This window comes from Thermopolyspora flexuosa (assembly GCF_006716785.1).
Taxonomy (GTDB): Bacteria; Actinomycetota; Actinomycetes; order Streptosporangiales; family Streptosporangiaceae; genus Thermopolyspora; species Thermopolyspora flexuosa.
On the sequence record NZ_VFPQ01000001.1, the window covers coordinates 2977110 to 3000957 of the forward strand.

Annotated in this window: 20 protein-coding genes; 10 read left to right on the forward strand and 10 right to left on the reverse strand. The window is 74.6% G+C overall.

Translation table 11 applies throughout. The features are described from left to right. Positions 1-121: 121 nt before the first annotated feature. Entirely contained in the window at positions 122-721 is a 600-nt protein-coding gene (locus FHX40_RS12595) for an ABC transporter permease (protein ID WP_142259779.1), read from the reverse strand. Between FHX40_RS12595 and cydD the strand changes: the two genes are divergently transcribed. From cydD to FHX40_RS12615, 4 genes are all read left to right on the forward strand, one after another. After that, a complete protein-coding gene (gene cydD, locus FHX40_RS12600) occupies positions 636-2372 on the forward strand; it encodes a thiol reductant ABC exporter subunit CydD (protein WP_142259780.1) in 1737 nt (578 codons plus the stop codon). The genes FHX40_RS12595 and cydD overlap by 86 nt on opposite strands. Beyond that, entirely contained in the window at positions 2369-4126 is a 1758-nt protein-coding gene (gene cydC, locus FHX40_RS12605) for a thiol reductant ABC exporter subunit CydC (RefSeq protein WP_229788258.1), read from the forward strand. The genes cydD and cydC overlap by 4 nt, the downstream gene beginning before the upstream one ends. A 423-nt stretch (positions 4127-4549) precedes the next feature. Further along, entirely contained in the window at positions 4550-6202 is a 1653-nt protein-coding gene (locus FHX40_RS12610) for an outer membrane protein assembly factor BamB family protein (protein ID WP_142259781.1), read from the forward strand. Further along, a complete protein-coding gene (locus tag FHX40_RS12615) occupies positions 6199-7095 on the forward strand; it encodes a hypothetical protein (protein WP_142259782.1) in 897 nt (298 codons plus the stop codon). The genes FHX40_RS12610 and FHX40_RS12615 overlap by 4 nt, the downstream gene beginning before the upstream one ends. Positions 7096-7201: 106 nt before the next feature. Here FHX40_RS12615 and FHX40_RS12620 read toward each other — a convergent pair whose 3' ends face one another. After that, on the reverse strand, positions 7202-8506 hold the full coding sequence (locus tag FHX40_RS12620; protein WP_142259783.1) for a S1C family serine protease: 1305 nt from the start codon (positions 8504-8506) through the stop codon (positions 7202-7204). 319 nt (positions 8507-8825) lie between these two features. Then, complete coding sequence (locus tag FHX40_RS12625) at positions 8826-10082, reverse strand: cytochrome P450 (protein WP_229788260.1); 1257 nt, start codon at positions 10080-10082, stop codon at positions 8826-8828. 175 nt (positions 10083-10257) lie between these two features. Between FHX40_RS12625 and FHX40_RS12630 the strand changes: the two genes are divergently transcribed. Next, positions 10258-11745: an FG-GAP and VCBS repeat-containing protein gene (locus FHX40_RS12630; protein ID WP_142259785.1), complete on the forward strand. Its 1488-nt coding sequence runs from the start codon at positions 10258-10260 to the stop codon at positions 11743-11745. A 17-nt stretch (positions 11746-11762) separates the two neighbouring features. Here FHX40_RS12630 and FHX40_RS12635 read toward each other — a convergent pair whose 3' ends face one another. Next, on the reverse strand, positions 11763-13331 hold the full coding sequence (locus tag FHX40_RS12635) for an alkaline phosphatase D family protein (protein WP_142259786.1): 1569 nt from the start codon (positions 13329-13331) through the stop codon (positions 11763-11765). 220 nt (positions 13332-13551) lie between these two features. Here FHX40_RS12635 and arfB point away from each other — a divergent pair, with 220 nt between their 5' ends. Both arfB and FHX40_RS12645 read left to right on the forward strand, forming a co-directional pair. Then, positions 13552-13977, forward strand: a complete 426-nt coding sequence (gene arfB, locus FHX40_RS12640; RefSeq protein ID WP_142259787.1) for an alternative ribosome rescue aminoacyl-tRNA hydrolase ArfB — start codon at positions 13552-13554, stop codon at positions 13975-13977. Between the two features lie 56 nt (positions 13978-14033). Further along, positions 14034-14477 carry an NUDIX domain-containing protein gene (locus tag FHX40_RS12645; RefSeq protein WP_170198817.1) on the forward strand — a complete coding sequence of 148 codons (444 nt, stop codon included), beginning with the start codon at positions 14034-14036 and terminating at the stop codon, positions 14475-14477. 54 nt (positions 14478-14531) lie between these two features. On the opposite strand, the gene FHX40_RS25815 is transcribed toward FHX40_RS12645, so the two are convergent. Further along, positions 14532-14747, reverse strand: coding sequence for a cupin domain-containing protein (locus FHX40_RS25815; RefSeq protein ID WP_229788264.1), 216 nt, complete (start codon positions 14745-14747; stop codon positions 14532-14534). Between the two features lie 208 nt (positions 14748-14955). Continuing rightward, a complete protein-coding gene (locus FHX40_RS12655; protein WP_142259789.1) occupies positions 14956-15864 on the reverse strand; it encodes a ketopantoate reductase family protein in 909 nt (302 codons plus the stop codon). A 118-nt stretch (positions 15865-15982) separates the two neighbouring features. Here FHX40_RS12655 and FHX40_RS12660 point away from each other — a divergent pair, with 118 nt between their 5' ends. Further along, complete coding sequence (locus FHX40_RS12660) at positions 15983-17008, forward strand: zinc-binding alcohol dehydrogenase family protein (protein WP_373286852.1); 1026 nt, start codon at positions 15983-15985, stop codon at positions 17006-17008. Between the two features lie 15 nt (positions 17009-17023). On the opposite strand, the gene FHX40_RS12665 is transcribed toward FHX40_RS12660, so the two are convergent. Further along, entirely contained in the window at positions 17024-17929 is a 906-nt protein-coding gene (locus FHX40_RS12665) for a TIGR03619 family F420-dependent LLM class oxidoreductase (RefSeq protein ID WP_142259790.1), read from the reverse strand. 91 nt (positions 17930-18020) lie between these two features. On the opposite strand from FHX40_RS12665, the gene FHX40_RS12670 reads away from it, so the two are divergent. Both FHX40_RS12670 and FHX40_RS12675 read left to right on the forward strand, forming a co-directional pair. Beyond that, positions 18021-18914: a phosphotransferase family protein gene (locus FHX40_RS12670; protein WP_229788265.1), complete on the forward strand. Its 894-nt coding sequence runs from the start codon at positions 18021-18023 to the stop codon at positions 18912-18914. Between the two features lie 39 nt (positions 18915-18953). Further along, positions 18954-19211 (forward strand): TFIIB-type zinc ribbon-containing protein, encoded by a 258-nt coding sequence (locus tag FHX40_RS12675; RefSeq protein WP_142259792.1) that lies wholly within the window; start codon positions 18954-18956, stop codon positions 19209-19211. A 69-nt stretch (positions 19212-19280) separates the two neighbouring features. Here FHX40_RS12675 and FHX40_RS12680 read toward each other — a convergent pair whose 3' ends face one another. The 3 genes from FHX40_RS12680 to FHX40_RS12690 form a co-directional block, all read right to left on the reverse strand. Further along, positions 19281-20117, reverse strand: coding sequence for a hypothetical protein (locus FHX40_RS12680; protein ID WP_142259793.1), 837 nt, complete (start codon positions 20115-20117; stop codon positions 19281-19283). 423 nt (positions 20118-20540) lie between these two features. Continuing rightward, positions 20541-22187 carry an ABC-F family ATP-binding cassette domain-containing protein gene (locus FHX40_RS12685; RefSeq protein ID WP_142259794.1) on the reverse strand — a complete coding sequence of 549 codons (1647 nt, stop codon included), beginning with the start codon at positions 22185-22187 and terminating at the stop codon, positions 20541-20543. A gap of 294 nt (positions 22188-22481) precedes the next feature. After that, positions 22482-23834: a 6-phospho-beta-glucosidase gene (locus tag FHX40_RS12690; RefSeq protein WP_142259795.1), complete on the reverse strand. Its 1353-nt coding sequence runs from the start codon at positions 23832-23834 to the stop codon at positions 22482-22484. Between the last annotated feature and the right edge of the window lie 14 nt (positions 23835-23848).

A 23848-nucleotide genomic window follows, 5' to 3' on the forward strand; every position in this document is an offset into this window, starting at 1 on the left:
TCAAAGCAAATTTGACAATTGATGTCGACAGTGGTCGATGATGACTGTGTGCCGCTGACGTGGCGAGGGCCGAATTTCGCCTTTTCCGGCGATCGCGCCGCGGCCGGCTCGCCGGTTCCCGTCACCGGGCCCGGGCCGTGCCGAACCGCCCGCGGGCGGCGAGCTCGACGGTCGCCGGCACGGCCACCGCCTCGGCGGCGAGCAGCGAGATCGGCACCACGAGCCGCACCGGGCCCGCCTCGAGCGGGCTCGCCCCGCCGAGCAGCACGCCGACGAACGCTCCGGGCAGGGCGACCAGGCCCACGGTGCGGGTCTGGTCGAGCGCGGGCACGAGCGCCTGGGCCGCCGCCGGGCGGCAGATCTCCAGCGCCGCGGCCCGGGGCAGGAGACCGAGCGCCGGCGCGGCCTCCGCCTCTCCCCTGCGCCGCCCCTGACGCGGGGCCGTCGATCCCTCGTGCGAAGGGGTCCGGATTTGGCGGGCGGGCGCCGACGTGACGTAGTTTCGGGCTGGGGACCCGGAACCGGGACGGGCCACCCGCCCGGATACGGTCGATTCAGAGCCATGACGAGGCGCCGGGACGACCGGTGATGGGGGGCGTCCGCGCCGGTCGCCGAGCGCTGCTTTTCGAGGGGCGATGCACAAGGATCTGGTACGGCTCGCGCGGGCCGAGCAGGCCGTCCGCCGCCACCTGGCCGTCTGCCTGGGCGCGGCCGTGCTCACCGGGCTGCTCGTGCTCGTCCAGGCCGAGCTGCTCGCGGGGGTGCTGTCCGGCCGGTTCGCCACCGCCGTGCTGTTCCCGCTCGCGCTGGTGATCGCGGTGCGCGGGCTGCTCACCTGGCTGCAGGGGATCGCCGCCGGGCGCACCGCCACGGAGCTGAAGTCGGCGCTGCGGCACCGGCTGCTCGGCCGGCTGCAGGAGCTCGGCCCGGCCCGGCTCACCTCGCACCGCTCCGGCGAGCTGATCACGCTCACCGGGCGCGGGCTCGACGGGCTCGACCCGTACGTCACCGGCTACTTTCCCGCGGTGGCGGTCGCCGGGGTGGTGCCGCTCGCCGTACTGATCCGCATCTTCGCCGCCGACCTCGGCAGCGCGCTGATCATCCTGGTGACGCTGCCGCTGCTGCCGCTGTTCGGCGCGCTGATCGGCATGCACACCAAGGCGGTGACCGAGCGGCAGTGGCACGCCCTGTCGCGGCTCGGCGGCCACTTCCTCGACGTGGTGCGCGGCCTGCCGACGCTGCGGGCGTTCAACCGGGCCCGCTACCAGGCCACGGTGATCCGCTCGGTGGCCGACGCGCACCGCTCGGCCACGATGCGCACGCTGCGGGTGGCCTTCCTGTCCGCGCTCGCCCTCGAGCTGGTGTCGTCGCTGTCGATCGCGCTCGTGGCGGTGCCGATCGGGCTGCGGCTGCTGTCCGGCGCCATGGACCTGCACGTCGGCCTGCTCGTGCTGCTGCTCGCGCCCGAGGCGTACCTGCCGGTGCGCATGGTCGGCGTGAGGTTCCACGCGGCGATGGAGGGCGTGGCCGCCGCCGACCAGGCGTTCGGCGTGCTGCACGAGCGGCTCGACGGCGAGGCCGCCCCCAAGGACGGCACCCCCAGGCCCGCCACCCCGGACGGGCATGCCGCGCGGGGCGACGGGGCGGTCCCCGAGATCCGGCTGGAGAACGTCACCGTCCGCTACCCCGGCCGGGAGGACGCCGCGCTGCGGGACGTGTCGCTCACCATCGCCCCCGGCGAGCGGGTCGCCCTCGTCGGGCAGAGCGGCGCGGGCAAGAGCACCGTGCTCAACCTGCTGCTCGGCTTCGTCACCCCGGCGTCCGGCCGGGTGCTGGTGGACGGGGTGGACCTGCGCGAGCTCGACCTGGAGGCGTGGCGGGCGCGGCTCGCCTACGTGCCGCAGCGCCCGCACCTGTTCGCCGCCACGGTCGCCGACAACATCCTGCTCGGCTCGGACGGCGGGCCGGACCGCGACGCGCGGGTGCGCGCGGCGGCCGCGCAGGCGCAGGCGGCCGAGTTCGTCGAGGCGCTCCCCCAGGGGTACGACACGGTGCTCGGCGAGCGCGGCGCCGACCTGTCGGCCGGGCAGCGGCAGCGCGTCGCGCTCGCCCGAGCGTTCTGCCGCCCCGGCGCCAAGGTGCTGCTGCTCGACGAGCCGACCGCCCGCCTCGACGGCCGCAGCGAGGCCGCGATCGTCGCCGCCACCGACCGCCTGGCGCGGGGCCGTACCGCGGTGATCGTGGCGCACCGCCCGGCGATGATCGAGCTCGCCGACCGGGTGGTCCGCATCGAGGACGGCAGGATCGTCTCCGACGAACCGGCACGACGGCAGGCCCAACCGGCCGCCGACCCCACCGGTGAGGTGCGATGAACCAGCGCGAACCGATCGACGGCGCGACGCGCGAGCCCGTACGGGACGGGCTGCGCTCCCTGATCGACCTGGCCGGGATGCACCGGCGGCTGCTGCTCGCCGGGCTGCTCGCCACCGCCGCGGACCTGGCGTCGCTCGGCCTCATCGCCGCCTCGGCGTACCTGATCACGCGGGCCGCCGAGCAGCCGCCGCTCACCGCGCTCAGCATCGCGATCGTCGGGGTGCGGGCGTTCGCCACCGGCCGCGGCGTGTTCCGGTACGGCGAGCGCCTCGCCGGGCACGACGTGGCGCTGCGCGCCCAGGCCACCACCCGCGAGCGGCTCTACCAGGCGCTCATCCCGGCGCGGCCGCCCGGCCAGCGCGGCGCGGACCTGCTCACCCGCATGGTGGACGACACCGACGCGGTGCAGGACCTGCTCGTGCGCGTGCTGCTGCCGGGCGTCGCCGCGGCCGTCACCGGGGTGGCCGCGATCGCGATCGCCGCCTTCCTGTACCCGGTGGCCGCGGTCGTGCTGCTCGCCGGGCTCGCCGTGGCCGGGATCCTGCTCCCGGGCCTCGCGACCGCCGCTGCCACGCGCTGGTCGGCCCGGATCGCCCCGGCCCGGGCCGAGCTCGCCGCCCGGGTGGCCGACCTGGTGCACGGCGCGGCCGACCTCGCCGCGTACGGCGCGAACCCCGGCGCGCTCGCCGCCGCCCGCGCCGCCGACGCCCGGCTCGCCCGGCTGGAGCGCGGCCAGTGGTGGATCAACGCGACGACCTCGGGCGCGGGCATGCTCGTCCAGGGCCTCACCGTGGTGCTGGTGACGCTGCTCGCCCAGGCCGCGGGCGTGGACCGGGTGGCGACCGCGGTGCTCGCGCTCAGCGCGCTCGTGGCGTTCGAGCCGGTGCTGCCGCTCTCCGCCGCGGCCGAGCGCCTCACCGGCATCGTCGCCGCGCTGCGGCGGCTGCGCGAGGTGCGCGCCACCCCGCCCGCGGTGACCGCGCCCGCCTCCCCCGCCCCGCCGCCGGAGCCGCCGCTCACCGTCGAGGTGCGCGACCTCGTGGTACGGCACGCCCCCGGCCGTGCGCCCGCGCTCGACGGCGTGAGCCTCACGCTCACCCCGGGCAAGCGGGTGGCGCTGGTCGGCCCGAGCGGGGCCGGCAAGAGCACCCTGCTCGCCGCGCTCATGCGCCTCGTCGACCACGAGTCGGGGCGGATTTTGATCAACGGGATCGACGTGCGCGACCTCGACCCGGAGGACGTCCGGGCGCGGATCACCGGCCTCACCCAGGACCCGTACGTGTTCCGCGCGACGCTGCGCGACAACCTGCGCCTGGCGGGGCCGGAGGCCGGCGACGAGGAGCTCGCCGAGGCGGTACGGCGCGCCCGCCTGGAGGAGTGGGTGGCGCGCACCGGCTGGGACACCGAGCTCGGCGAGGACGCCCGCACCGTGTCGGGCGGCCAGCTGCAGCGCCTCGCGCTCGCCCGCGCCCTGCTCTACAACCCGCCGGTGCTGCTGCTCGACGAGCCCGCCGAGGCGCTCGACGAGGTCACCGCCGACGCGCTCATGGCCGACCTGCTCGACGTCACCCACGGCCGCACCACCCTGCTCGTCACGCACCGGCTGCGCGGCCTCGACCAGGTGGACGAGATCGTGGTGCTGGAGCACGGCCGGGTCATCCAGCGGGGCCGCCACGAGGACCTGGTGGCGACCCCCGGCTACTACCGCGACCTGTGGCGGGCGGAGGAGCTCACCTCCCGGCCCGCCCGCTGAGCCGGCCGCCCGGCGAGGGCCGTCACGCGCGAGGCTCGCGGGACGGGGCGGCGACGACCGCACCCCGGATCCGGGTTACCGAAGACCGATCACACCGTCGGCACCAGCACGGCCCGCGATCTTTTTTCCTGTGGAACGGCATACGGCCACCGGTATGGCGGGAATAGATTCCTGTTAATCATCAATCGCGGCGATGCCGACACACAGAATCGGTCAAAAATGATTCTTTGCACAATCTGGCCACGAGGGTCGCAGGGGCCACAACCGCGACTCCACGCCCGGACGAAAACCGGAAACGGGCGGGCGGCGATGCACGCCGATACCGCGGCCGCCGTCCTCTCCCCCGGCGCCCGACCATAGGCGCGGCGGCACCGGAAGCTTCCGTCTCATGGCCGCGGAGAAAGGCCCTCATCGGTGTGGACAATGATCGGGAAGTGGACGCGGCTGGTGCTGTCGTGCCTCGTCTTTCTCGCGATCCCCGGTGCTGCGGCCGGGTCACACGTGATCATTCCGGCGGAAAAGGGACCGCCCGTCTCCTCGGGGGTGCTCACCCGCCTGTGGCGGGAGGATTTCCCCGACGTCTGGTCCGACGCCCTGCTGCTGGACGACGTCCTGGTGGTGGCCCATGGCAGCCGGGTCGAAGGCAGGGACCCGGCCACCGGGCGCACGCTGTGGGCCTTCGGCACCCCCGGCGTCGCCGCCCCTTCGGCTCCGAAGCGGCGGCTGAAGGCCGCGGGCGACCTGGTCGTCGGCGTGGCCACGCACTGGGAACCCGAAAGCGACAGCCTGGTCGTCTTCAACGGCCGGACCGGGGTGATCCTCTGGGATCTGGCGACCGGCGGCCGGGGACCCGATGCTCCGGTGCCCCCGTACCGTTTTCTCGGCGCCGGCAACGGCCGGGTGGTGCTCCACCTGCCCGGCCTTCGCCTGCTGCGCGGCCTCGATGTGACCGATGGGCGACGACGCTGGGAGTCACCGCTTCCCCCCGGTTGCCAGGGCCGGTCGGCGGACGCGGACGAGCGGGTCGTCGCGGTCCTGCTGGCCTGTGGCGACCAGGCCCGGCTGCGGGTCCTTGAGCCGGCGACCGGCCGGGTGATGTGGGAACGCGAGGTCTTCCCGCTGGGCGAACCCTCGGTCACCGTGCGGGGAGGAACGGTCGGCCTGGCGGGCAACCACGTCCTCACCGTCTACGACGGCGAGGGGCGCAGGCTCTATGAGGGCCTCCTCGACTGGAACTGCGACTGCGCGCTCACCGTCTCCGACACGGCCCTCCTCGTCCTCCGCAACGATCCGGAGACCGCCGCCACCGTGGCGGATGCGGTGGACCGGCGCACCGGCCGCGTCGTCCGGCTGGCCGGCGGGTGGAACACGTTCCGGAACGGCTGGGTGGTCGGCGAGCGGATCTACGCCACGCGACGGCTCGGCGACCTGCTCCACGGCAACCTCCTCGTGGAGGTCGACCCGGAAAGCGGAGGACAGCGCCCGGTCGTGGCGCTGCCCGACCACCTGTTCATGGTCGCGATGAACCGTCACATCCTGCTCGTCGAGCCCCGGATCACCAACCCCGAGCACAATCGGTCGCTGGCCGCCTATCGGGTGACCCCCGGCGGGACGGCCGGCCCCGGTACCGCACTGCCCGCGGGCGTCGCCCCCGGCGACTGGCCGGAGGCGTGCGCCCTGATCCCGCCGGCGGCGCTGCGCACCGAGGTGCCCGGGGCGCGCTACACGGCGGTTCCCCGCCCGGCGCCACGCGAACTCGGGGTGCGCGCGCCCGCGGGCTGTGACCTCATCCCGCAGGACACCCGCCATCCGATCCTCAGCGTCAGCGTGCTGTGGGTGGCGGGCACGGAGGACGAGGCGGAGGATGTCTTCAGGACCGCGATGGCGAACCTCCGTGTCGAGGACGACAAGGCCGTCACGCTGCGGTCCGGCGTGCGGCTGTACACGGACAGGGACGTGGACACGGCGATCGTACGGGTGGAGCGGATTGTGCTGCGTGTGGACGGCACACTCGGCCGAGGCCTCGTCGAACGGCTCGCCCGCCAGGCGGCCCGAACCCTGCGGGCGGTGAGATGAGCGATCCGACGGGCCCGGAGTCCGGCAAGACCGGCGGACCGTCGGTGCGCGACTCCACGATCGGCGGGGACAGCATCCAGATCGGTTCCGCGCGGGACGTGATGATCATCTCCGGCGCGGACCGCGACGCACGGAATTCCCCTGCCCGCAGGCGCCGGTGGATTCGGCCGCTCCTCGCGGGCGGCGCACTGCTGCTCGCCGCCGCCGCGGCGGGCACCTGGCCCGCACCGATCGACCTCGGCCGCGACCTGGCAGGCATCCCTGCCGTCACCGGAACGGTCGTCTCGACGATCCAGCCCGGGGACCGCCTCGCGACGGCGACCGACCTGTCGCCCGCCGAATACGCCCTCCTGGCCCGCGACCCGAGCATGCCGCACCTGACCAGGCTGATGGCGTCGCACCGGGCGGCCCGCATCGGCGAGATGACGGCGATCGCCATCCTGCAGGGGCGACGCTCCAACCCGGTGCGGATCATCGACGTCCGGCCCCGGATCCTCAGGTCCGGGCCGCCACCGGAGGGGGCCTGCGTGACCGTCGCCATCGCGGGCGGCCCGAACGAGTACACGATCGAAGTGGACCTGGACCGGCAACGGCCCGACGGCGGCAGATCGCGTTACCTGCCCGAGAGCATCGACCTGTCGTACGGCGAGCACGCGACCGTCGAAATGCTCGTCAGGGCCCGGCGACGCTGGTACGAGTGGGACATGGAGGTCGTCTACGCCGCGGGGTCCGGCACGCGGCTCGAGAGGCTGTTCCTCCGCGGGCCCGACGGCGAGCCGTTCCGCGTCACCGGGCCGGCCCGCAGGTACGCCGCCGTCTACAACGATCCCAGCCGCATCTCGATCGGGTACCGGCGCGTGGGGACAAACCGGTCGTGCGATCCGGCCGGGTGAGTACGGCCGTGCCGCGGCGGTCCCCGGCTCGTTCCGGCGGGCCGGCTCGTGCCCCGGCTCGGCCGGCCGACCGGACCCGCCGGGAGCGGCTCCGCCGCGTGGGCGGTCAGTCCGCGGTGCGCTCGGCGAGGGTGACGGTGGCGGTCTGGGTCTGGTCGTCCCGGACGTAGGTGATGGTGACCCGGTCGCCGGGCTTGAAGCCGCGGATCATGCCGACCACGGCGTCCGCGTCGGCCACGTCGCGGTCGTTGATCCTGACGATGCGGTCGCCCTGCCGGAGCCCGGCCTCGTCGGCGGGGCTGCCGTTCTCCACCGTGCTGATCACCGCGCCGTTCGTGCCCGCCGCGTCGGCGAGGCTGACGCCGAGGTAGGCGTGGGTGGCCCGGCCGGTGGTGATGAGCTGGTCGGCGACCTGCTTGGCGGTGTTGCTGGGGATCGCGAAGCCGACGCCGATGTTGCCGTCGCCGCCGTTGGTGATGATCGCGGTGTTGATGCCGATCACCTGGCCGGAGGAGTTGACCAGCGCGCCGCCGGAGTTGCCGGGGTTGATCGCGGCGTCGGTCTGGATCGCCCCCGCGATCGTGCTGCGCGTGCCCGACCTGCCGAACGAGGGCCGGTCGTCGCCCACGGGGATGGTGCGGTTGAGCGCGCTGACGATGCCCGCGGTGACCGAGCCCTCCAGGCCGAGCGGGCTGCCGATGGCGAGCACCGGCTCACCCACCTCGAGCCGGTCGCTGTCGCCGAGGGTGGCCGGAGTGAGGTTCGACACCCCCTCGGCTCGGATCACGGCGAGGTCGGTGAACGGGTCGGTGCCGACGACGCTCGCCTCGGCCGACCGGCCGTCGCTGAAGGTGACGGTGATCCGGCCGCCCCGGCCCGCGCCCTGGATCACGTGGTTGTTGGTGAGGATGCGGCCCTCGGCGTCGAGGATCACGCCGGAACCGGTGCTCCCGCCGCCGACGCCGCGTACCTCGATCGACACCACCGACGGCTGCACCGCCCGCGCCACGGCGGCGAAGTTCGTCACCGCCGCGTTCCCGCCGTTGCCGGTGGTGGCGGGCGGGACGCTCACCGCGGGGCTGGAGGCCGCCACCGGCGTGGTGCCGCCTCCGGCGTTGGTGGCGACGAGGGCGCCGGTGACGCCGCCGCCGATCGCCATCGCCACCATGGCGAGGCCGACACCGATCTTCTGCCTCCCGGTCATGCCGCCGCGGGGAGGTGGCGGCACGATCTCACTTCCGGCGAAGTCGTACACCCGGGTGTTCCCGTCCCCCGCCGATCCGGGCCGGTACCCGCCGAAGCCGAACGACCCCTCACCGCCGCCCGAGCCCGACACCGCGGTGGGAAACACCGAGGTCGCGCCGGACGGATCGTCGTCCGGAACGTTCCCGCGCGGGTCACGAATCGTCATCTCTTCCCCCAGAAAATGCCCATGCTTTCGCCTGCTCGGCGGCAGAGTGGCGCGCCGGCATTCGCCGGCGCATAACCAAGGTGACACATCGCCGATAAGGCGGCGCTAAGCGAACCGTGATGCCGCCGGCGCACGGGTCCGCGCCGCCGGGAACGGCCGGAAAGCGGCGTAAGGTGATCGCGGGGAAAAGCCCCGGCGCGGAATTCCCCCGGATTCCGGTACGGCACGGCCGGGCACGCCCGTACCGGCCCCCGGGACCGTCCGGGGCCGGCCGGCGGCCCGGCCGGCGGGATCGCCTGCGGGCTCGCGGCCCGCGGGATCAGCCCTTGCCGAAGGTGAAGGGCTGCCGCTTGACGGCGTTGTCGAAGTTCGACAGCAGCAGCTCCGGCTCGCCCACGGTCCGGATGTCCGGGATGCGGGTGAACAGCTCCCGGAACATGATGGTGATCTCCTTGCGGGCGAGGTTGGCGCCGAGGCAGAAGTGCGGGCCCGGGCCGCCGAAGCCGACGTGCGGGTTGGGCGACCGGGTGATGTCGAACCGGTCGGGGTCCTCGAAGACCTCCTCGTCCCGGTTCGCCGAGCCGTAGAAGAGCGCGACCTGGTCGCCCGGCTTGAGGGTCACGCCGCGCAGCTCGGTCTCCTGGGTGACGTTGCGGCGGAACTGGATGATCGGCGACACGTACCGGACCATCTCCTCGATGGCGCCGCCGATGTAGCGGTCGAAGTCGCTGAGCAGCAGCTCGCGCTGGTCGGGGTTGATCGTGAGCAGCCGCAGGCCGTGCGCCATGGTGTTGCGGGCGGTCTCGTTGCCCGCGACCAGCAGCATGGCGAAGAACGAGCCGAGCTCCTTGTCGGTGAGTTTCTCGCCGTCGACGTTGGCGTTGACCAGCGCGGAGATCAGGTCGTTGCGCGGGTTGCGGACGCGCTCGTGGCCCAGCTTGATCACCATGCGCTGCAGCTCGAACAGCGCGTGCACGTTGCTCGCCGCCATGCGGATCGTGCGGCCGAGGCTGGACCGGACCCCGGTGTAGGCGGTGGAGACGTCGACGTGCCGGTGGACCTTCTCGCGCAGCTCCTCCGGGATGCCCATCATGTCGCAGATCACGGTGATGGGCAGCCGGGCGGCGACCTGCTCGACGAAGTCGCGCGGGCCCTCCCGCAGCACGTCGTCGACGATCCGGGTGGCCGCCCGCTGGATGTCGTCGGTGAGGTCGTTGAGCATCTTCGGGGAGAAGGCGCGCGAGACGATGCGGCGCAGCCGCGCGTGCCGCGGGTCGTCCATGTTGACGATCGAGTCCCCGAACACGGTCTTCACCCACGCGGGCGGCGGCGGGCTGGTCACCGCGGGCTCGCTGCTGAACACCTTGGGGTTACGGCTGATCTCGACCACGTCGGCGTGCCGTACCACCGCGTAGAACCCCTTGCCGGAACGCAGCATGGGGATTTTCGGCTCGGAGAAGTAGACCGGGCGGTCCATCGCCCGCAGCCTTTTGAAGGCCTCGTTCCGCTCGTCCAGCGGCTTCTTCCAGAACGCGATATCCGCCAGGTCGAATCCTGGTTCCACTACCGTCGCCACCCTCCTAATCCTGGCACGGACCCCGGCCGGTCCGCCGTACGACACCGGTGGCATCCGGCACATCACCGCGTTTTTGCGCACATGTGCGCCGCAGCGGCGGGGAGTTCAGGTTCATGACGCGCGCATGTCATCCCGCCGTGGACCGTATGTCCGTTTTCCTGGGGACGATCCGGGCATGAGCATGCCTCGTGCCGTCCCGCGCGCGCTCCTCGCCGCCGCCCTCACCGCCGCCGTCCCGTCTCCCGCCGTCGCCGCGCCCGTCCCGGCCCGCACCGCCGAGGCGCCCGGGTGCCGCGGCGCGGTCCCCGGCGACCTGAACGGCGACGGTTTCGCCGACCTCGCCGTCGCCGCGCCGTACGCCACGGTGGACGGGCGGGCGCGGGCCGGGACGGTCACGGTGTTCCTCGGCTCGCCGGAGGGCCTGGTCGAGGCCGCCGTGCTCGCCCAGGGGGACGGGGTGCCCGGCGAGCCCGAGACCGGCGACTCGTTCGGCTCGGCGCTCGCCTTCGGCGACTTCGACGGCGACGGGTGCGCCGACCTCGCGGTGGGCGCGTCGGAGGAGTTCCACGGCCGGCCACGGCGGGACGCCGACGGCAACGGCGTGGTCCACGTGCGGTACGGCTCGCGCGACGGCCTGGCCGGGGCCCGCACGCTCGACGTGCGCGGCCTGGGCAGGCGGCCGGGCACCGACCGGTTCGGCGCCGCGCTCGCCGCCGGGGACCTCGACGGGGACGGCGACGACGAGCTCGCCGTGGGCGCGCCCGGGCTCACGGGCGGCGGCGGGGTCGCGATCTACGGGCTGTCCCGCCGCGACCTGCGCGGCCGGGGCCTGCTCGTCACCAAGCGCACCGGGTGGGTGCGGCGCCCGGCGCTCGCCACCGACCGGTTCGGGGAGGCGCTCGCCACCGGCGACTTCGACGGGGACGGCCGCGCCGAGCTCGCGATCGGCGCCCCGGGCGAGGGCGACCCGGTGTCCGGCGCGGGCGGCGTCACCGTGATCTCCCCGACGGCGCGGCGCGCGGCCCACTTCGACCAGAACACGCCGGGGGTGCGCGGCAATGCCGAGCGCTGGGACGGCTTCGGGTCCGCGCTCGCGGCCGGCGACTTCGACGGGGACGGCCGCGCCGACCTCGCGATCGGCGTGCCCGGGGAGGGCGTCACCCCGCTGCAGCGCGGCATGGACTACGGGGACGGCGCGGTGAACGTGCTGTACGGCTCGCGCCGCGGCCTGACCGCGGCCCGCGACGAGCTGTGGACGCAGGAGGTCGCCGGGATCACCGGCAGGGCCCGGTACCACGACCGGTTCGGGTCTGCGCTCGCCGCGGGCGACCTCAACGGCGACGGCGACGACGAGCTGGTCATCGGCGTGCCCGGCGAGGGGGCGGTGCAGGTCCTCGCGGGCACCCCGTCCGGGGGCCTCACCCGCGACCACGACCTGCTCATCACCGGGCCGCGCCTCGGCGGCTTCGGCGCGGCGGTCGCGGTCGGGGCGTTCACCGGCGGCAAGGCGGGTGACCTCGTCGTCGCGGCCCCGCTCGCCGGGCGCGTCGAGCTCTTCCGGGGCACGGCCCGGCCGGGGCCGTACCCCGGCGTGCGCCGTACCTCCACCGTGGTCGCCCGCGGGCCGGAGGCGGCCCTGCCCGGCCACCGGCTCGCCCCCTGACGGGCCGGGGCGGGCGCTCAGGCGAGCACGCTCTGCCCGGAGGGCACGGTGAAGGCGGCGGAGGTGCGGGCCGGGGCGCCGCGGCGGCTGACGTAGTCGAGGGTGCGGAACTCGGCGCGCAGCTCGTCCGGGCCGACCCGGCACACGATGTAGCCGCGGCGCTGGTCCACGTACGCGATGTGCGGGTTCTCCACGCGGAGCGCGGCCATGCGGACGTGGTCGCGGTAGCCGTCCCCGTCGCTGGAGATCGAGGAGGTGACGAGCTCGACCGCGACCCGTGGCGAGTCCGGGTCGTCGAAGTCGAGGCGCAGGTCGGCGGCGTGGTGGATGTGCGCGTCGCCGGTGAGCACGACCGGGTTCGACGCGCCGGAGGCGTGGATGCCCTCGAGCAGCCGGGCGCGCTCGGCCGGGTAGCCGTCCCAGGAGTCCATGTTGAGCTCGCGGCCCGGGCCGAGCCCGACGTCGTGCCGGGCCATGATGACCTGCTGGCCGATGAGGTTCCAGCGGGCCCGCGAGCGGCGCAGACCGGCGAGCAGCCAGTCGCGCTGGCCTGCGCCGAGCAGGGTGCGCCCGGCGTCGAGCGCCTCGTCGCAGCCGGCCCGCAGGCCGTCCAGGCACGCCTGGTCGTCCCGGAACTGCCGGGTGTCGAGCAGGTGGAAGGCCGCCAGCGACCCCCACGCGACCCGGCGGTGCAGCCGCATGCGGTCGCCGCGCGGCACGGAGGAGCGGCGCAGCGGCAGGTTCTCGTAGTAGGCGCGCATGCCCGCCCGCCGCCGTGCGGCGAAGTCCCGCGCGCCGGTGCTGGAGACCGGACCGGCCCAGTTGTTCTCCACCTCGTGGTCGTCGAACACCACCAGCCAGGGCGCGGCCGCGTGCGCCGCCTGCAGGTCCGGGTCGGTCTTGTACTGGGCGTGCCGGACGCGGTAGTCGGCGAGCGTGCGGCACTTGTCCCCGGCGTGCCGCCGTACCAGGCCGCTCATGCCGGTGTAGCCGCCGGGCGCGTACTCGTACAGGTAGTCGCCGAGGTGCACCACCAGGTCCGGCTCCTCCTGGGCGAGCCGCCGGTAGGCGGTGTAGTACCCGTGCTCGTAGTGCGCGCACGAGGCGGTGGCGAAGGTGAGCGCGCCGAGCGTGCCGGGCGCGGGCGCGGTCCGGGTACGGCCGGCCGGGGAGATCTCGCCCGCGGCGCGGAACCGGTAGAAGTACTCCCGCCCCGGCTCCAGCCCGTCGAGCTCGACGTGCACGCTGTGCGCGTACTCCGGCCGCGCCACGGCCGTGCCCGACCGCACGATCGACCGGAACCGCTCGTCGGCGGCGAGCTGCCAGGCCACCTCCACCGGGCGGTCCGGCATGCCGCCGCGGCCGCTCTCGTCGAGCGGCCGGGGCGCGAGCCGGGTCCACAGCACGATGCCGTCGGGCGTGGGGTCCCCGGAGGCGACGCCGAGCGTGAACGGGTCGGCGATCCGGGATTCGCGCCAGAGGGCCACCGTGCCGTGGCCCGGCGGGATCGCCCCGTACGGCAGGAGCCCGCCCGCCGCGGCGACGGCCCCGGCGAGGAACGTTCTGCGTGACGGATGCGGCTGCATGGCTTCAGTGCAGGCGAGCGAGCTGACCGCCGCCCGTTGCCCTCGTGACCTGCGCGTCACGCCCCGATGAACACTGCCGCCGCGGCGCGAGGCGCGCGCCGGCCGGTTCCCGCGTACCCTGCCGCGGGTCGAACGCCCGGCGACGCCCGGCCGTACGTCCGATAACCGTTTGCCCTCCCGGCTACGCTGGAAGCGACAGATCAGGAGGAACCACCCGCAGATGCCCGGCCCCATCACGGTCACCACGTCGATCGTCATCCCCGAGCGCGAGCTGGGATGGCGGTTCTCGCGTGCCTCCGGCCCGGGCGGCCAGGGCGTCAACACCACCGACAGCCGCGTGGAGCTCAGCTTCGACGTGGCCGCCACCACGGCGCTGAGCCCGGAGCTGAAGGCGCGCGCCCTGCGGCGGCTCGCGCCCCGGCTCACCCGCGGCGTGCTCACGGTCGTCGCCGCCGAGCACCGCTCCCAGCTGCGCAACCGGGACGCCGCCGCGGACCGCCTCGCCCGGCTGCTGCGCGAGGCGATCGCGCCGCCGCCCAAGCGCCGCCGCCCCACGAAGCCGTCGCGCGAGGCCGTCGAGCGCCGCCTCGCCGCCAAGCGCCACCGTTCCGCGGTCAAGCGGCTGCGCCGGGACGTCCACGACTGACCGGTTTGTGCCACCCCCGTGACGGCGGGATCCGGCCGGCGGGGACAATGGGCGGCATGGCGCTCCGCCCCAGCGTCCGGGCGCTCGTCCTCGACGGGGACCGGCTGTTGTTGTTCCGGCGGACGGTACCGAACCGGCCGCTGTACTGGAGCGTGCCGGGCGGCCACGTCGAGCCGGAGGACGCCACGCTGGAGCACACCCTGCACCGCGAGGTTCTGGAGGAGCTCGGCGCGACGGTCGGCTCGGTGACCCCGCTCACCACGCTCACCTGCGCACACCCCGAAGGGCTGAAGACCCACCACGTGTACGGCTGCCGCCTGCTCACGCTCGACCCCGCGCTGCGCTGCGGCCCGGAGTTCGCCGACCCCGACCACGGCATCCGCGAGCTGGTGCGGGTCCCGCTGCGCCCCGAGGAGATCACCGCGATCCCGCTCGTGCCGCACGAGCTCGCCGTCTACCTCGCGGCCCACATCACCCGGCTGCCCGAGCTCATCGGCTAGCCCACGCGGACCGGCCCCGCCCGCCGGGGCGGGCGAGACCGGCGGCGGCCCGCGTCAGCGGGCGCCCTGCGCGTAGTTCTCCATCTCGCTCGAGAAGTCGTAGGCGATGTACGGCTCGTCACCGACGACCCAGGCGTCGTGCCCGGGCGGGATGACGGCGATGTCACCGGCGCCGATCTCGCTCTCGGTGCCGTCCTCCATGCGGACCCGGATCCGGCCCCGCACCGTGTAGACGGTGTGCCGCACCTGGCAGGTGTCGGTGCCCGCCACCGGACCGACCGACTCCGACCAGCGCTACCCCGGCTCCAGGGTGAACACGGCGAACGTCAGCCCGGTCAGCCGCGTGATCTCGATGTGCCCCCGTGGGAAGTCCCGGCGCTCGTCGGGCTTCTCGACGCTCTTGACCTCGATCATGACGGCCCCCCTTCCGTCACCTCTCAGTCTTCACCCGTTTCACCAGGGGGACAAATCGGGCGTTTTACCCGTTCTGCGCCGGTTCCCGGGCGGCGAGCTCGGCGACGAGACGGGCCACGGCCGGGGCCGCCACGCCGTGCCGTTCCGCGGCGCGCAGCACGGCGCCGCCGAGCGCGTCCAGCTCGGTGGGCCGCCCCGCCTCGGCGTCCCGCTGCATCGACGACTTCATCTGCGGCGGCAGCCCGTCGAAGAACGCCAGGATCCCGCCGGGGTCGAAGACGGCGCCCTCGGCCGCCGCGACCGCGGTGATCTCGCGCAGCACGGCGACCAGCTCGTCGCGGTGCTCGGTGCGGACCACCCCGGCCGGGGCCATGTGACAGGTGGTGAGCAGCGCGAACGCCGCGAGGAACGTCAGCTTGTCCCACAGCATCACGGTCTCGTCGTCGCGCACCGTGACCTCGAGACCGGCCTCGCGCAGCCGCGCCGCGAGCTCCGCCACCCGTTCCTCCGGGGCGGTGGCGGAGCCGAGCTCGAAGGTGAGGAACGGGCTGGTGTGCTCGATCCGCCCCGGCGCCGTGCGCGCCGACTCGACCCGCACCACGCCCGCCACCACCTGCTCGGCCGGGTAGCGGCGGCGCAGCACCGCCATGTGCTCGAACCCGTTGAGCAGCGGCACCACCAGGCCGTCGCCGAGCGCGCCGGGCGGCACCCGCTCCAGCGCGGCCTCCAGCGAGGTCGCCTTGGTCGTCACGAAGCAGACGTCCACCGGCCCGGACAGCTCGGTCGTCGCCGCTACGGGCACGGTGAAGTCGCCGTACTTGACGCTGCGCACGCTGAGCCCGCCGGCCCGCAACGCCTCGGCCGTACGCTCCCCGGCGACGAACTCCACCCGCGCCCCGGCCCGCACGAGCAGCCCGCCGAGCAGACCGCCCACCCCGCCGGGCCCGACCACCGCCGCCGACAACGCCGCCATCCGCCGCTCCCTTCCAGCTCCGCCGTACGCCGGTACGGCTACGACCTTACTTACGGCGGCGCGCACCGGGACCTTGGCCCTTGCCCTGCGCGCGTGGCGGGCGCCTATCGTCGGAGGCATGAGCGTGGTTCCCGACGAGATGGACGCGTGGGTGGTCGAGCGTCCGGGGCCGATCGAGGACGGCCCGTTGCGCCTGGTGCGGCTGCCGGTGCCGAGCCCGGGGCCGGGCGAGGTGCTCGTCGAGGTCGAGGTGTGCGCGGTGTGCCGCACCGACCTGCACCTCGCCGAGGGCGACCTGCCGCCGCGGCGGCCGCGGACCGTGCCCGGGCACGAGGCGGTGGGCCGGGTCATCGCCCACGGTCCGGGCGTGAACGGCGGGCCCGAGGTGGGCGCCCGGGTCGGGGTGGCGTGGCTGCGCACCACCTGCGGCACCTGCCGATACTGCCGGCGGGGCGCGGAGAACCTCTGCCCGGCGTCGACGTACACCGGGTGGGACGCGGACGGCGGCTACGCGCGGTACCTCGTCGCGCCCGCCGACTACGTGTACCCGCTGCCGGAGGACCAGGACCCGCGCACGCTCGCGCCGCTGCTGTGCGCGGGCATCATCGGGTACCGGGCGCTGCTGCGGGCCGAGCTGCCGGAGGGCGGGCGGCTCGGCATCTACGGGTTCGGCGCCTCGGCGCACCTCACCGCGCAGGTGGCGATCGCGCAGGGCGCGACCGTGCACGTGCTCACCCGGTCGAAGGAGGCCCAGCGGCTCGCCCTGGAGCTGGGCGCGGCCTCGGCCGCCGGCGCGTACGACTCGCCGCCCGAGCCGCTCGACTCGGCGATCCTGTTCGCGCCCGTCGGCGACCTCGTGCCGGTGTGCCTGGAGGCGCTCGACCGGGGCGGCACGCTGGCGATCGCGGGAATCCACCTGACCGACGTGCCCCGGCTCGACTACCAGCGGCACCTGTTCCAGGAGCGGCAGGTGCGCAGCGTGACCGCGAACACGCGGGCGGACGGGCGGGGGTTCCTCGAGTTCGCCGCCCGCCACCCGCTGCACGTGGAGACCGTCGCCTACCCGTTCGAGGAGGCCGACCGGGCGCTCGCCGACCTCGCCGCCGACCGGGTCAACGGCGTCGCCGTGCTCGTCATGTCCTGACGCGGTCCGGAACGCTCACAGGTCCGGGCGCAGCGCCTCCAGGGCCTCCTCGGCGAGGCGCATCGCCGCGACCGCGTCCGCGTCCGGCGAGCCGATCTCGGGGTTGAAGTTGAGGTCGTGGAAGACCTCGGTCACGCCCTGCTCGGCGAGCGCGGCCACGTCGGCGCGGATCTCCTCCCAGGAGCCGGTGAGCGGCTTGCGGCCGGGCTCGCCCGACCGGCCCGGCCGGGTGACGCCGCGCACGATGAACCGCAGCGACTCGGGGTCGCGCCCGGCCTCGCGGGCCGCCTCCTTCACGATCGCGATCTGCTCGCCGATCGTGGTGAGGTCGACCCGGCTGGAGCTCACCCAGCCGTCGGCCAGCCGCCCGGCACGGCGCAGCGCGGGCTCCGCCGTACCGCCGAGGATGATCGGGGGCGGCGGGACGGGCTTGGGGTCGAGGTGGGCGGGCGGCAGGCGGTAGAACTCGCCCTCGTGCGCCGCGATCCCCTCGGACCACAGGGTGCGGAGCACGGTCAGGTACTCCTCGGCGCGGGCGCCGCGCCGCTCGAGCGGCACGCCCGAGGCGGCGAACTCCTCCGGCAGCCAGCCGAGCCCCACGCCCGCGTCGATTCGTCCCCCGCTGACGTGCTGCAGCGTGGCGAGCTGCTTGGCGAGCAGCGCGGGCGAGAAGAACGGCAGGTTGAGCACGGCGACGCCGAGCCGGATCCGGCTCGTCACGCCCGCCAGGTAGGCGAGGGTGACGATCGGGTCCTGCACGCTGCGGTAGACCGGCGGCATCGCGTGCTCGGCCGGGAACAGCAGCCGCTGGAAGGTCCACAGCGAGTGGTAGCCGAGCTCCTCGGCCCGCCGCGCGATCGTGATCATGTTCTCGGGCGTCGCCCACGAGCCCGACACCGGTACGCCAAAGCCGATCCTCATGAGGCCACCCTACGGACCCCGGCGGTGCCGCCGCCGGACCGTGCCACGGTACGGCACGGCGGGTCAGGTCGCCCCGCACTACAGTGTGGGGGTGCCCGACGCGTACTCCCCGCTCGTCCGCGCCCTCGCCGAGCTGGCCGGACCCGGACCGGTGACGGTGCTCAAGGAGGACCGGGTCGTCGTGGTGCGGTCGGGCGACGTGGTGGCCAAGGCGCACGAGCCGGACGCCGACCCCGGCGACCTCGGCGTACGGCTGGCCACGGCGGCGCGGCTCGGCGACGTCATGCTCCCGCCGCTGCGCCCCATCCCCGAACGGGTGGCCGGGCGGCTGGTCACGCTCTGGCCCGCGGGCCGGCCGGTCGATCCGTCCGATCTGGCGGCGGCGCCCTGGGAGGACGCCGGGCGGCTGCTCGCCCGGCTGCACGCCGTACCGGTGGACGGTCACCTGCCCCCGGCGGGCGGGCCGCTGCGGCTCGCCCGGACCATGGCACGGCTGGAGCGCGCCGCCGGCGGGGCGGCCGGGGCCGTGGTGCGCGCCGCCCACGCGGGGCTGCCCGCGGGCGGGCTGTGCGGCACGACCGGCCCGGACGGTACGGCACGGCGGGCGCTCACCCACGGCGACTGGCACCTCGGCCAGCTCGTGTGGCACGGCGGGCGGTGGCGCCTCATCGACGTCGACGACCTCGGCGTCGGCGACCCGGCCTGGGACCTGGCCCGGCCCGCCGCCTACTACGCGGCCGGGCTGCTCCACCCGGAGGTGTGGCACCGCTTCCTCACCGCCTACCTCGAGGGCGGCGGCACCGCGGTCTCGCAGGCGGATCCGTGGCGGGAACTGGACGTGCCGGCCCGCGCGTTGACGGTCCAGCTGGCCGCCCGCGGCGTGCTCCGGGCGCAGGAGGAGGGCCGTCCGCTCGACGAGGCGGAGGAGGCCTTCGTCGCCTGTTGTGCGCGGATCGTCCGGATGACCGGCGCCCCGACGACGTAGAGTGATCACTGGTTTCGGCCGACAAAGGAGACCAGCGCGATGCAATGCCCGAAGTGTCACGGCCTCATGCGGACCTTCAACCGCAGCGGCGTGACCATCGACCAGTGTGAGAGCTGCCGTGGCATCTTCCTCGACTACGGCGAGCTGGAGACGCTGACCCGGCTGGAGAGCCAGTACATGCAGCAGTACGCCCCGCCGCCTCCGCCGCCGGCCCACGGGCCGTCCTGGGGTGGCCACCACTACGGCTACCACGGGCACCGGCACCGCGGGCTCATGGGCCTGCTCTTCTCGAGCTGACCCGCCCGAACCGCCGATCACGCCGGCTCGGCCGGAGCACCGGTCGGCCGAGCCGCGGATCGCGGGCGGTCAGCGGGGGTAGTCGCGGGGCCGTACCGTCCGGGTACGGGCGTTGCCGCCGGGCACGGGGTGGAGGGTGAGCGACCAGTTCCGCCAGCGGATCGTGTAGCCGCTGTAGACGGTGCGGAAGCGCAGCGTTCGCTCGAAACGCTCGAAGGTGCAGTTGCGCGTGAAGGTGCGCGCCGACCGGTCCCAGTCCGTCCCCGTGGTGAAGTAGACCCGGTACCTGCCGTCCCGGATGTTGTTGATCTGGTAGGAGCTGCGCTTGCGGACGTAGACGCTGAGCACCTTGGTCTTGCCCTGGGTCAGGGTGACGACCGCGTCCCGCTTCAGGCCGTTGCGGATGCGCAGGTGGCCCCGGCCGCCGCGGCCCCCGTTGCGGATGAAGGTGCCGTTCGCCAGGCGGCGGTTCCGCCGTTTGGGCACCTTGACGTCGATCGCCGGGGCGTCGTAGTCGAGGATCTTCAGATTACGGGCGGCGACCCTCAGGTTGTCGATCGTGCCTTTGCCGACGCGGGTGAGCAGGGCCGACGGCGTGCACAGGGAGTGGTCGGCGACGTCGGGCCGCAGCCGGAGGAGCCGGAGGTCGAGGTCGGCGAGGTGCCGGACGTACTCCACGTGCGCCAGCGCCGCCTCCGGCGGCGGGTCGAGGTCCCGCAGCCTCCGTACCGCCTCCGTGACCGCCTCCTCCGTACGCCCGAGCCTGCGGTCGAGCGTGTCGACCGAGCGCGCCTTGAGCAGGCTCGCGAGGCTCGACCGCACCGGCTTCAGCGCCGCCTCGAGTTCCGCGCGGTAGCGGTCCGGCGACAGCCAGGTCGGGCTGGGGGTCGCGGACGGCGTCGCCACGGGCGACGCGGTGGCGGGCGTGGCCCGGCCGCCGGATCCGCCCGCCGTACCGTCGCCCGACCCGTTTCCCGGGGTGCACGCCGCCAGGGCGCACACGCATGCCAACGCGATGGGGGTGAATCGCGAGTGCTGCACTCCATCAGCGTTTACGGCACGTCGAATTATGTCAATATTCGCCCCGCTATATGGTTACAGGGTGCGGCAATTTAGCCGTTGCGCATCCTTGCCGCCGCGCAGACGAGCCGGGCCGATGACGGCGACCGGTCGTATCCGCCCTGGCCTCCGCCTCGGGCCCGGACTCCCTGCGCGTTCTATGAATTCTTTGCAGACGGCATTTTTGCTCCCTCGTATCGATGCGCTTCGAAACGCCACCGGAATCACATCCGGACCGGATTTCCCGGGCGAATTCGCCCTCCGGCGGTGTCACCATGGGTCCGGCGGATCGATTTCCACAAGGCCGTCCTCCCGCGTGAGGCGCAGCCAGCGGGTGACGCCGATCGAGGCGAGGAACGGCAGGTCGTGGGAGGCGACGACCAGCGCGCCACGGTACGCGGCGAGCGCCTCGACCAGCCGGTCCACCGCGGGCATGTCGAGGTTGTTGGTGGGCTCGTCGAGCAGCAGCAGCCGCGGCGGCGGCTCGGCGAGCAGGAGCGTGGCGAGCACCGCGCGCAGGCGTTCCCCGCCGGACAGGGCCGACGCGGGCAGCTCGGCCCGGGCCCCGCGGAACAGGAAGCGGGCGAGCTCCATGCGGATCCGGTTCACCGGCGCGCCGGGCGCGGCTGCGCGCACGTTCTCCAGCACGCTGCGCGTCTCGTCGAGCACGTCGAGCCGCTGCGGCAGGTAGCCCACGCCGTCGATGGTGACGCGCACCGTGCCGTCGGCCGGGGCCAGCTCGCCCGTGATCGTGCGCAGCAGCGTGGTCTTCCCCACCCCGTTCGGGCCGAGCAGCGCGATCCGCTCCGGGCCGCGGATGGTGAGGCTCACCGGCGGATGGCCCGCCCGGGTCGTCACCTCCTCCAGCACCGCGACGGTACGGCCGGCCGGGACCTCGGTGCGGGGCAGCTCGACGCGGATCCTCGGATCCTCGCGGGCCGCCTCCTCGGCCGCGGCGAGCCGCCGCTGCGCGGCCTCGAGCCGGTCCCGGTGCAGCTCGCGCAGCCTGCCCGCGCTCACCTGGGCCTCGCGCTTGCGCGCGTTCATGACGATCTTCGGCTCGCGCTTGTTCGCGTACATCTTGGCGCCGTACCGCGACCGCCGGGCGATCTTCGTCTCGGCCTCGACCAGCTCGCGCCGCTGCCGCCGTACCTCGGCCCCGGCGTTGCGCAGCTCCCGCTCGGCGGCCTCCCGCTCGGCGGCGAGCGCCTCCTCGTAGGCGGACAGGTTGCCGCCGAACATCCGGATCCGGCCGCGGGACAGGTCGGCGACCTGGTCGACCCGGTCGAGCAGCGCGCGGTCGTGGCTCACCAGGACCATGACGCCGCGCCAGGCCGCGACCGCGTCGTACAGCCGGAACCGGGCGTCGAGGTCGAGGTTGTTGGTGGGCTCGTCGAGCAGCAGCACCTGCGGCCGCCGCAGGAACTGCGCGGCGAGCCCCACCATGACGGCCTCGCCGCCGGAGAGCGTGCCCAGCGGGCGGTCGAGCCCGACGTGCGCGAGCCCGAGCCGGTCGAGCTCGGCGCGCGCCCGCTCCTCGACGTCCCAGTCGTCGCCGATCACCGCGTACCGCTCGGCGAGCTCGGCCTCGGACAGGTCGCCGCGCTCCAGGTCGCGCAGCGCCCGGCGTACCGTCTCGATGCCGAGCAGCTCGGCGACGGTCCGGCCCACGTCGAGCGGCAGACGCTGCGGCAGGTACCCGACGTCGCCCGCCACGTGCACCGAACCCGACACCGGCCGCAGCTCCCCGGCGATCAGCCGCAGCAGCGTCGACTTGCCCGACCCGTTCGCCCCGATCAGCCCGGTACGGCCCGGCCCGAACGCGACGTCGAGCCGGTCGAACACCGGTGTGCCGTCCGGCCAGGAGAACGACAGTTCCGTGCAGACAATGGCAAACGAAGAAGAAGACGAAGACACTGCGCGGGCCTCCTCGGCATTCCTGCGATGACGGACGGGGAACGGCGGAGACACCGCGAACGCGCCACGGACGGAATGCCGGGATCACCCGGGAAACGGGAAACCGGGGAAGCGCGCAGAGAACCATGCCGAGGTCTCAGGCGACGCCGCGGTCGACGGCATGCGTCGCGCGGCGGTCGCGGTGCCGGACCTCAGCTCTCCACGCGGGTGCTCCCCTCGACGACGACAGGTCGCCGCCGACGTTACCCGCGGCGGCGGCCCGGGGCAACGGGTTTTCCGGTCCGCGCCGGCGCGTCACCGCCCGCTCGAGACCACGGCGGCGAGCTCCGGGATGCGGGCGCGGTAGGCGTCGAGCAGGGCGCGAGCCGTACCGACCGAGTCGACGAGGGGGTGGAGCGCGAACGCGGCCACGGCGAGGCGCGGCGAGCCGGTGAGCGCGGCCTCGATCACGGTGCGCTCGACCTCCTTGACCTGCTGGAGGAGGCCGAGGAAGCGGCCGGGCAGGGGCCGGGTGGCGAGCGGGCGGACGCCGGAGCCGTCGACGGCGCACGGCACCTCGACCACGGCGTCGGCGGGCAGGCCCGGTACGGCCGTGCCGTTCCCGACGTTGAGGATCATGGTGGCGGGCTCGCCGCGCGCGAGCGCGGCCATGAGCGCGAGCGCGACGCCCTCGTACCCGCCCGCCTCCAGGTCGGCCTGGTCGCGCTCGCCAGCGTCGGTCGCCTCCCGGGCCTCGGCCATGTAGGAGGCGTCGCGCTCCCGGCGCACCCGGTGCCACTCGGCCAGGGCCCGGTCGGGCCGGTCCAGCGCGGCCGCGTAGAAGCGTTCCTGCTGGTCGAGGAGGAGCTCCCCCCGGGTACGGCCGGCCGCGGTGATCCCCGCGATCGCCTCGCGGGTGAAGTAGTAGTAGTACAGGTACTCGTTGGGGATCGCGCCGAGGGTGCGCAGCCACTCGGGGCCGAACAGGCGGCCCTCCTCCATGCGGCGCAGCGCCTCGTCGTCGGCGAGCAGCCGGGGCAGCACGTCCTCGCCGCCGTGCTCCAGACCGGTGAGCCAGCCCAGGTGGTTGAGCCCGGCGTAGTGCGGGAACGTGCGCGCCGGGTCGAGGCCGAGCGCGGCGGCGGCGCGGCGGGCCAGGCCGAGCGGCGAGTCGCAGATGCCGACCACGCGGTCGCCGAGCACGCCGCGCATCGCCTCGGTGATCATCCCGGCCGGGTTGGTGAAGTTGATCACCCAGGCGCGGGGGGCGAGCGCGGCCACCCGCTCGGCCACCCGCACCGCCACCGGGACGGTCCGCAGGCCGAACGCGATGCCGCCGGGACCGACCGTCTCCTGGCCGAGCACGCCGTGCTCCAGGGCGACGCGCTCGTCGGCGGCGCGGGCCGCGAGGCCGCCCACCCGGATCGCGGAGAAGACGAAGTCCGCGTCGCGCAGGGCGGCGTCGAGGTCGGTGGTGGCGTGCACCGCCGGGGCGTGATCGTGGCCCGCGGCGAGCCCGGCGAGCACGTGCCCGATCGCGGCGAGCCGCTCGGCCGACACGTCGTACAGGGCCACCTCGTCGATGCGCGGCTCGCCGGTGTCGCGCAGCAGCGCGCCGTACACGAGCGGGACCCGGAACCCGCCGCCGCCGAGCACGGTCAGCTTCATGCCGCCCGCCCCGC

Bases quoted from the DNA above. Each gene is read 5' to 3' on its own strand.
- FHX40_RS12610 (WP_142259781.1), top strand. From the start codon at position 4,550: ATGATCGGGAAGTGGACGCGGCTGGTGCTGTCGTGCCTCGTCTTTCTC.
- FHX40_RS12655 (WP_142259789.1), bottom strand. From the start codon at position 15,864: ATGGCGGCGTTGTCGGCGGCGGTGGTCGGGCCCGGCGGGGTGGGCGGT.
- FHX40_RS12645 (WP_170198817.1), top strand. From the start codon at position 14,034: ATGGCGCTCCGCCCCAGCGTCCGGGCGCTCGTCCTCGACGGGGACCGG.
- FHX40_RS12635 (WP_142259786.1), bottom strand. From the start codon at position 13,331: ATGCAGCCGCATCCGTCACGCAGAACGTTCCTCGCCGGGGCCGTCGCC.
- FHX40_RS12690 (WP_142259795.1), bottom strand. From the start codon at position 23,834: ATGAAGCTGACCGTGCTCGGCGGCGGCGGGTTCCGGGTCCCGCTCGTG.
- FHX40_RS12660 (WP_373286852.1), top strand. From the start codon at position 15,983: ATGAGCGTGGTTCCCGACGAGATGGACGCGTGGGTGGTCGAGCGTCCG.
- cydD (WP_142259780.1), top strand. From the start codon at position 636: ATGCACAAGGATCTGGTACGGCTCGCGCGGGCCGAGCAGGCCGTCCGC.
- FHX40_RS12675 (WP_142259792.1), top strand. From the start codon at position 18,954: ATGCAATGCCCGAAGTGTCACGGCCTCATGCGGACCTTCAACCGCAGC.
- arfB (WP_142259787.1), top strand. From the start codon at position 13,552: ATGCCCGGCCCCATCACGGTCACCACGTCGATCGTCATCCCCGAGCGC.
- FHX40_RS12630 (WP_142259785.1), top strand. From the start codon at position 10,258: ATGAGCATGCCTCGTGCCGTCCCGCGCGCGCTCCTCGCCGCCGCCCTC.
- FHX40_RS12665 (WP_142259790.1), bottom strand. From the start codon at position 17,929: ATGAGGATCGGCTTTGGCGTACCGGTGTCGGGCTCGTGGGCGACGCCC.
- cydC (WP_229788258.1), top strand. From the start codon at position 2,369: ATGAACCAGCGCGAACCGATCGACGGCGCGACGCGCGAGCCCGTACGG.
- FHX40_RS12615 (WP_142259782.1), top strand. From the start codon at position 6,199: ATGAGCGATCCGACGGGCCCGGAGTCCGGCAAGACCGGCGGACCGTCG.
- FHX40_RS12620 (WP_142259783.1), bottom strand. From the start codon at position 8,506: ATGACGATTCGTGACCCGCGCGGGAACGTTCCGGACGACGATCCGTCC.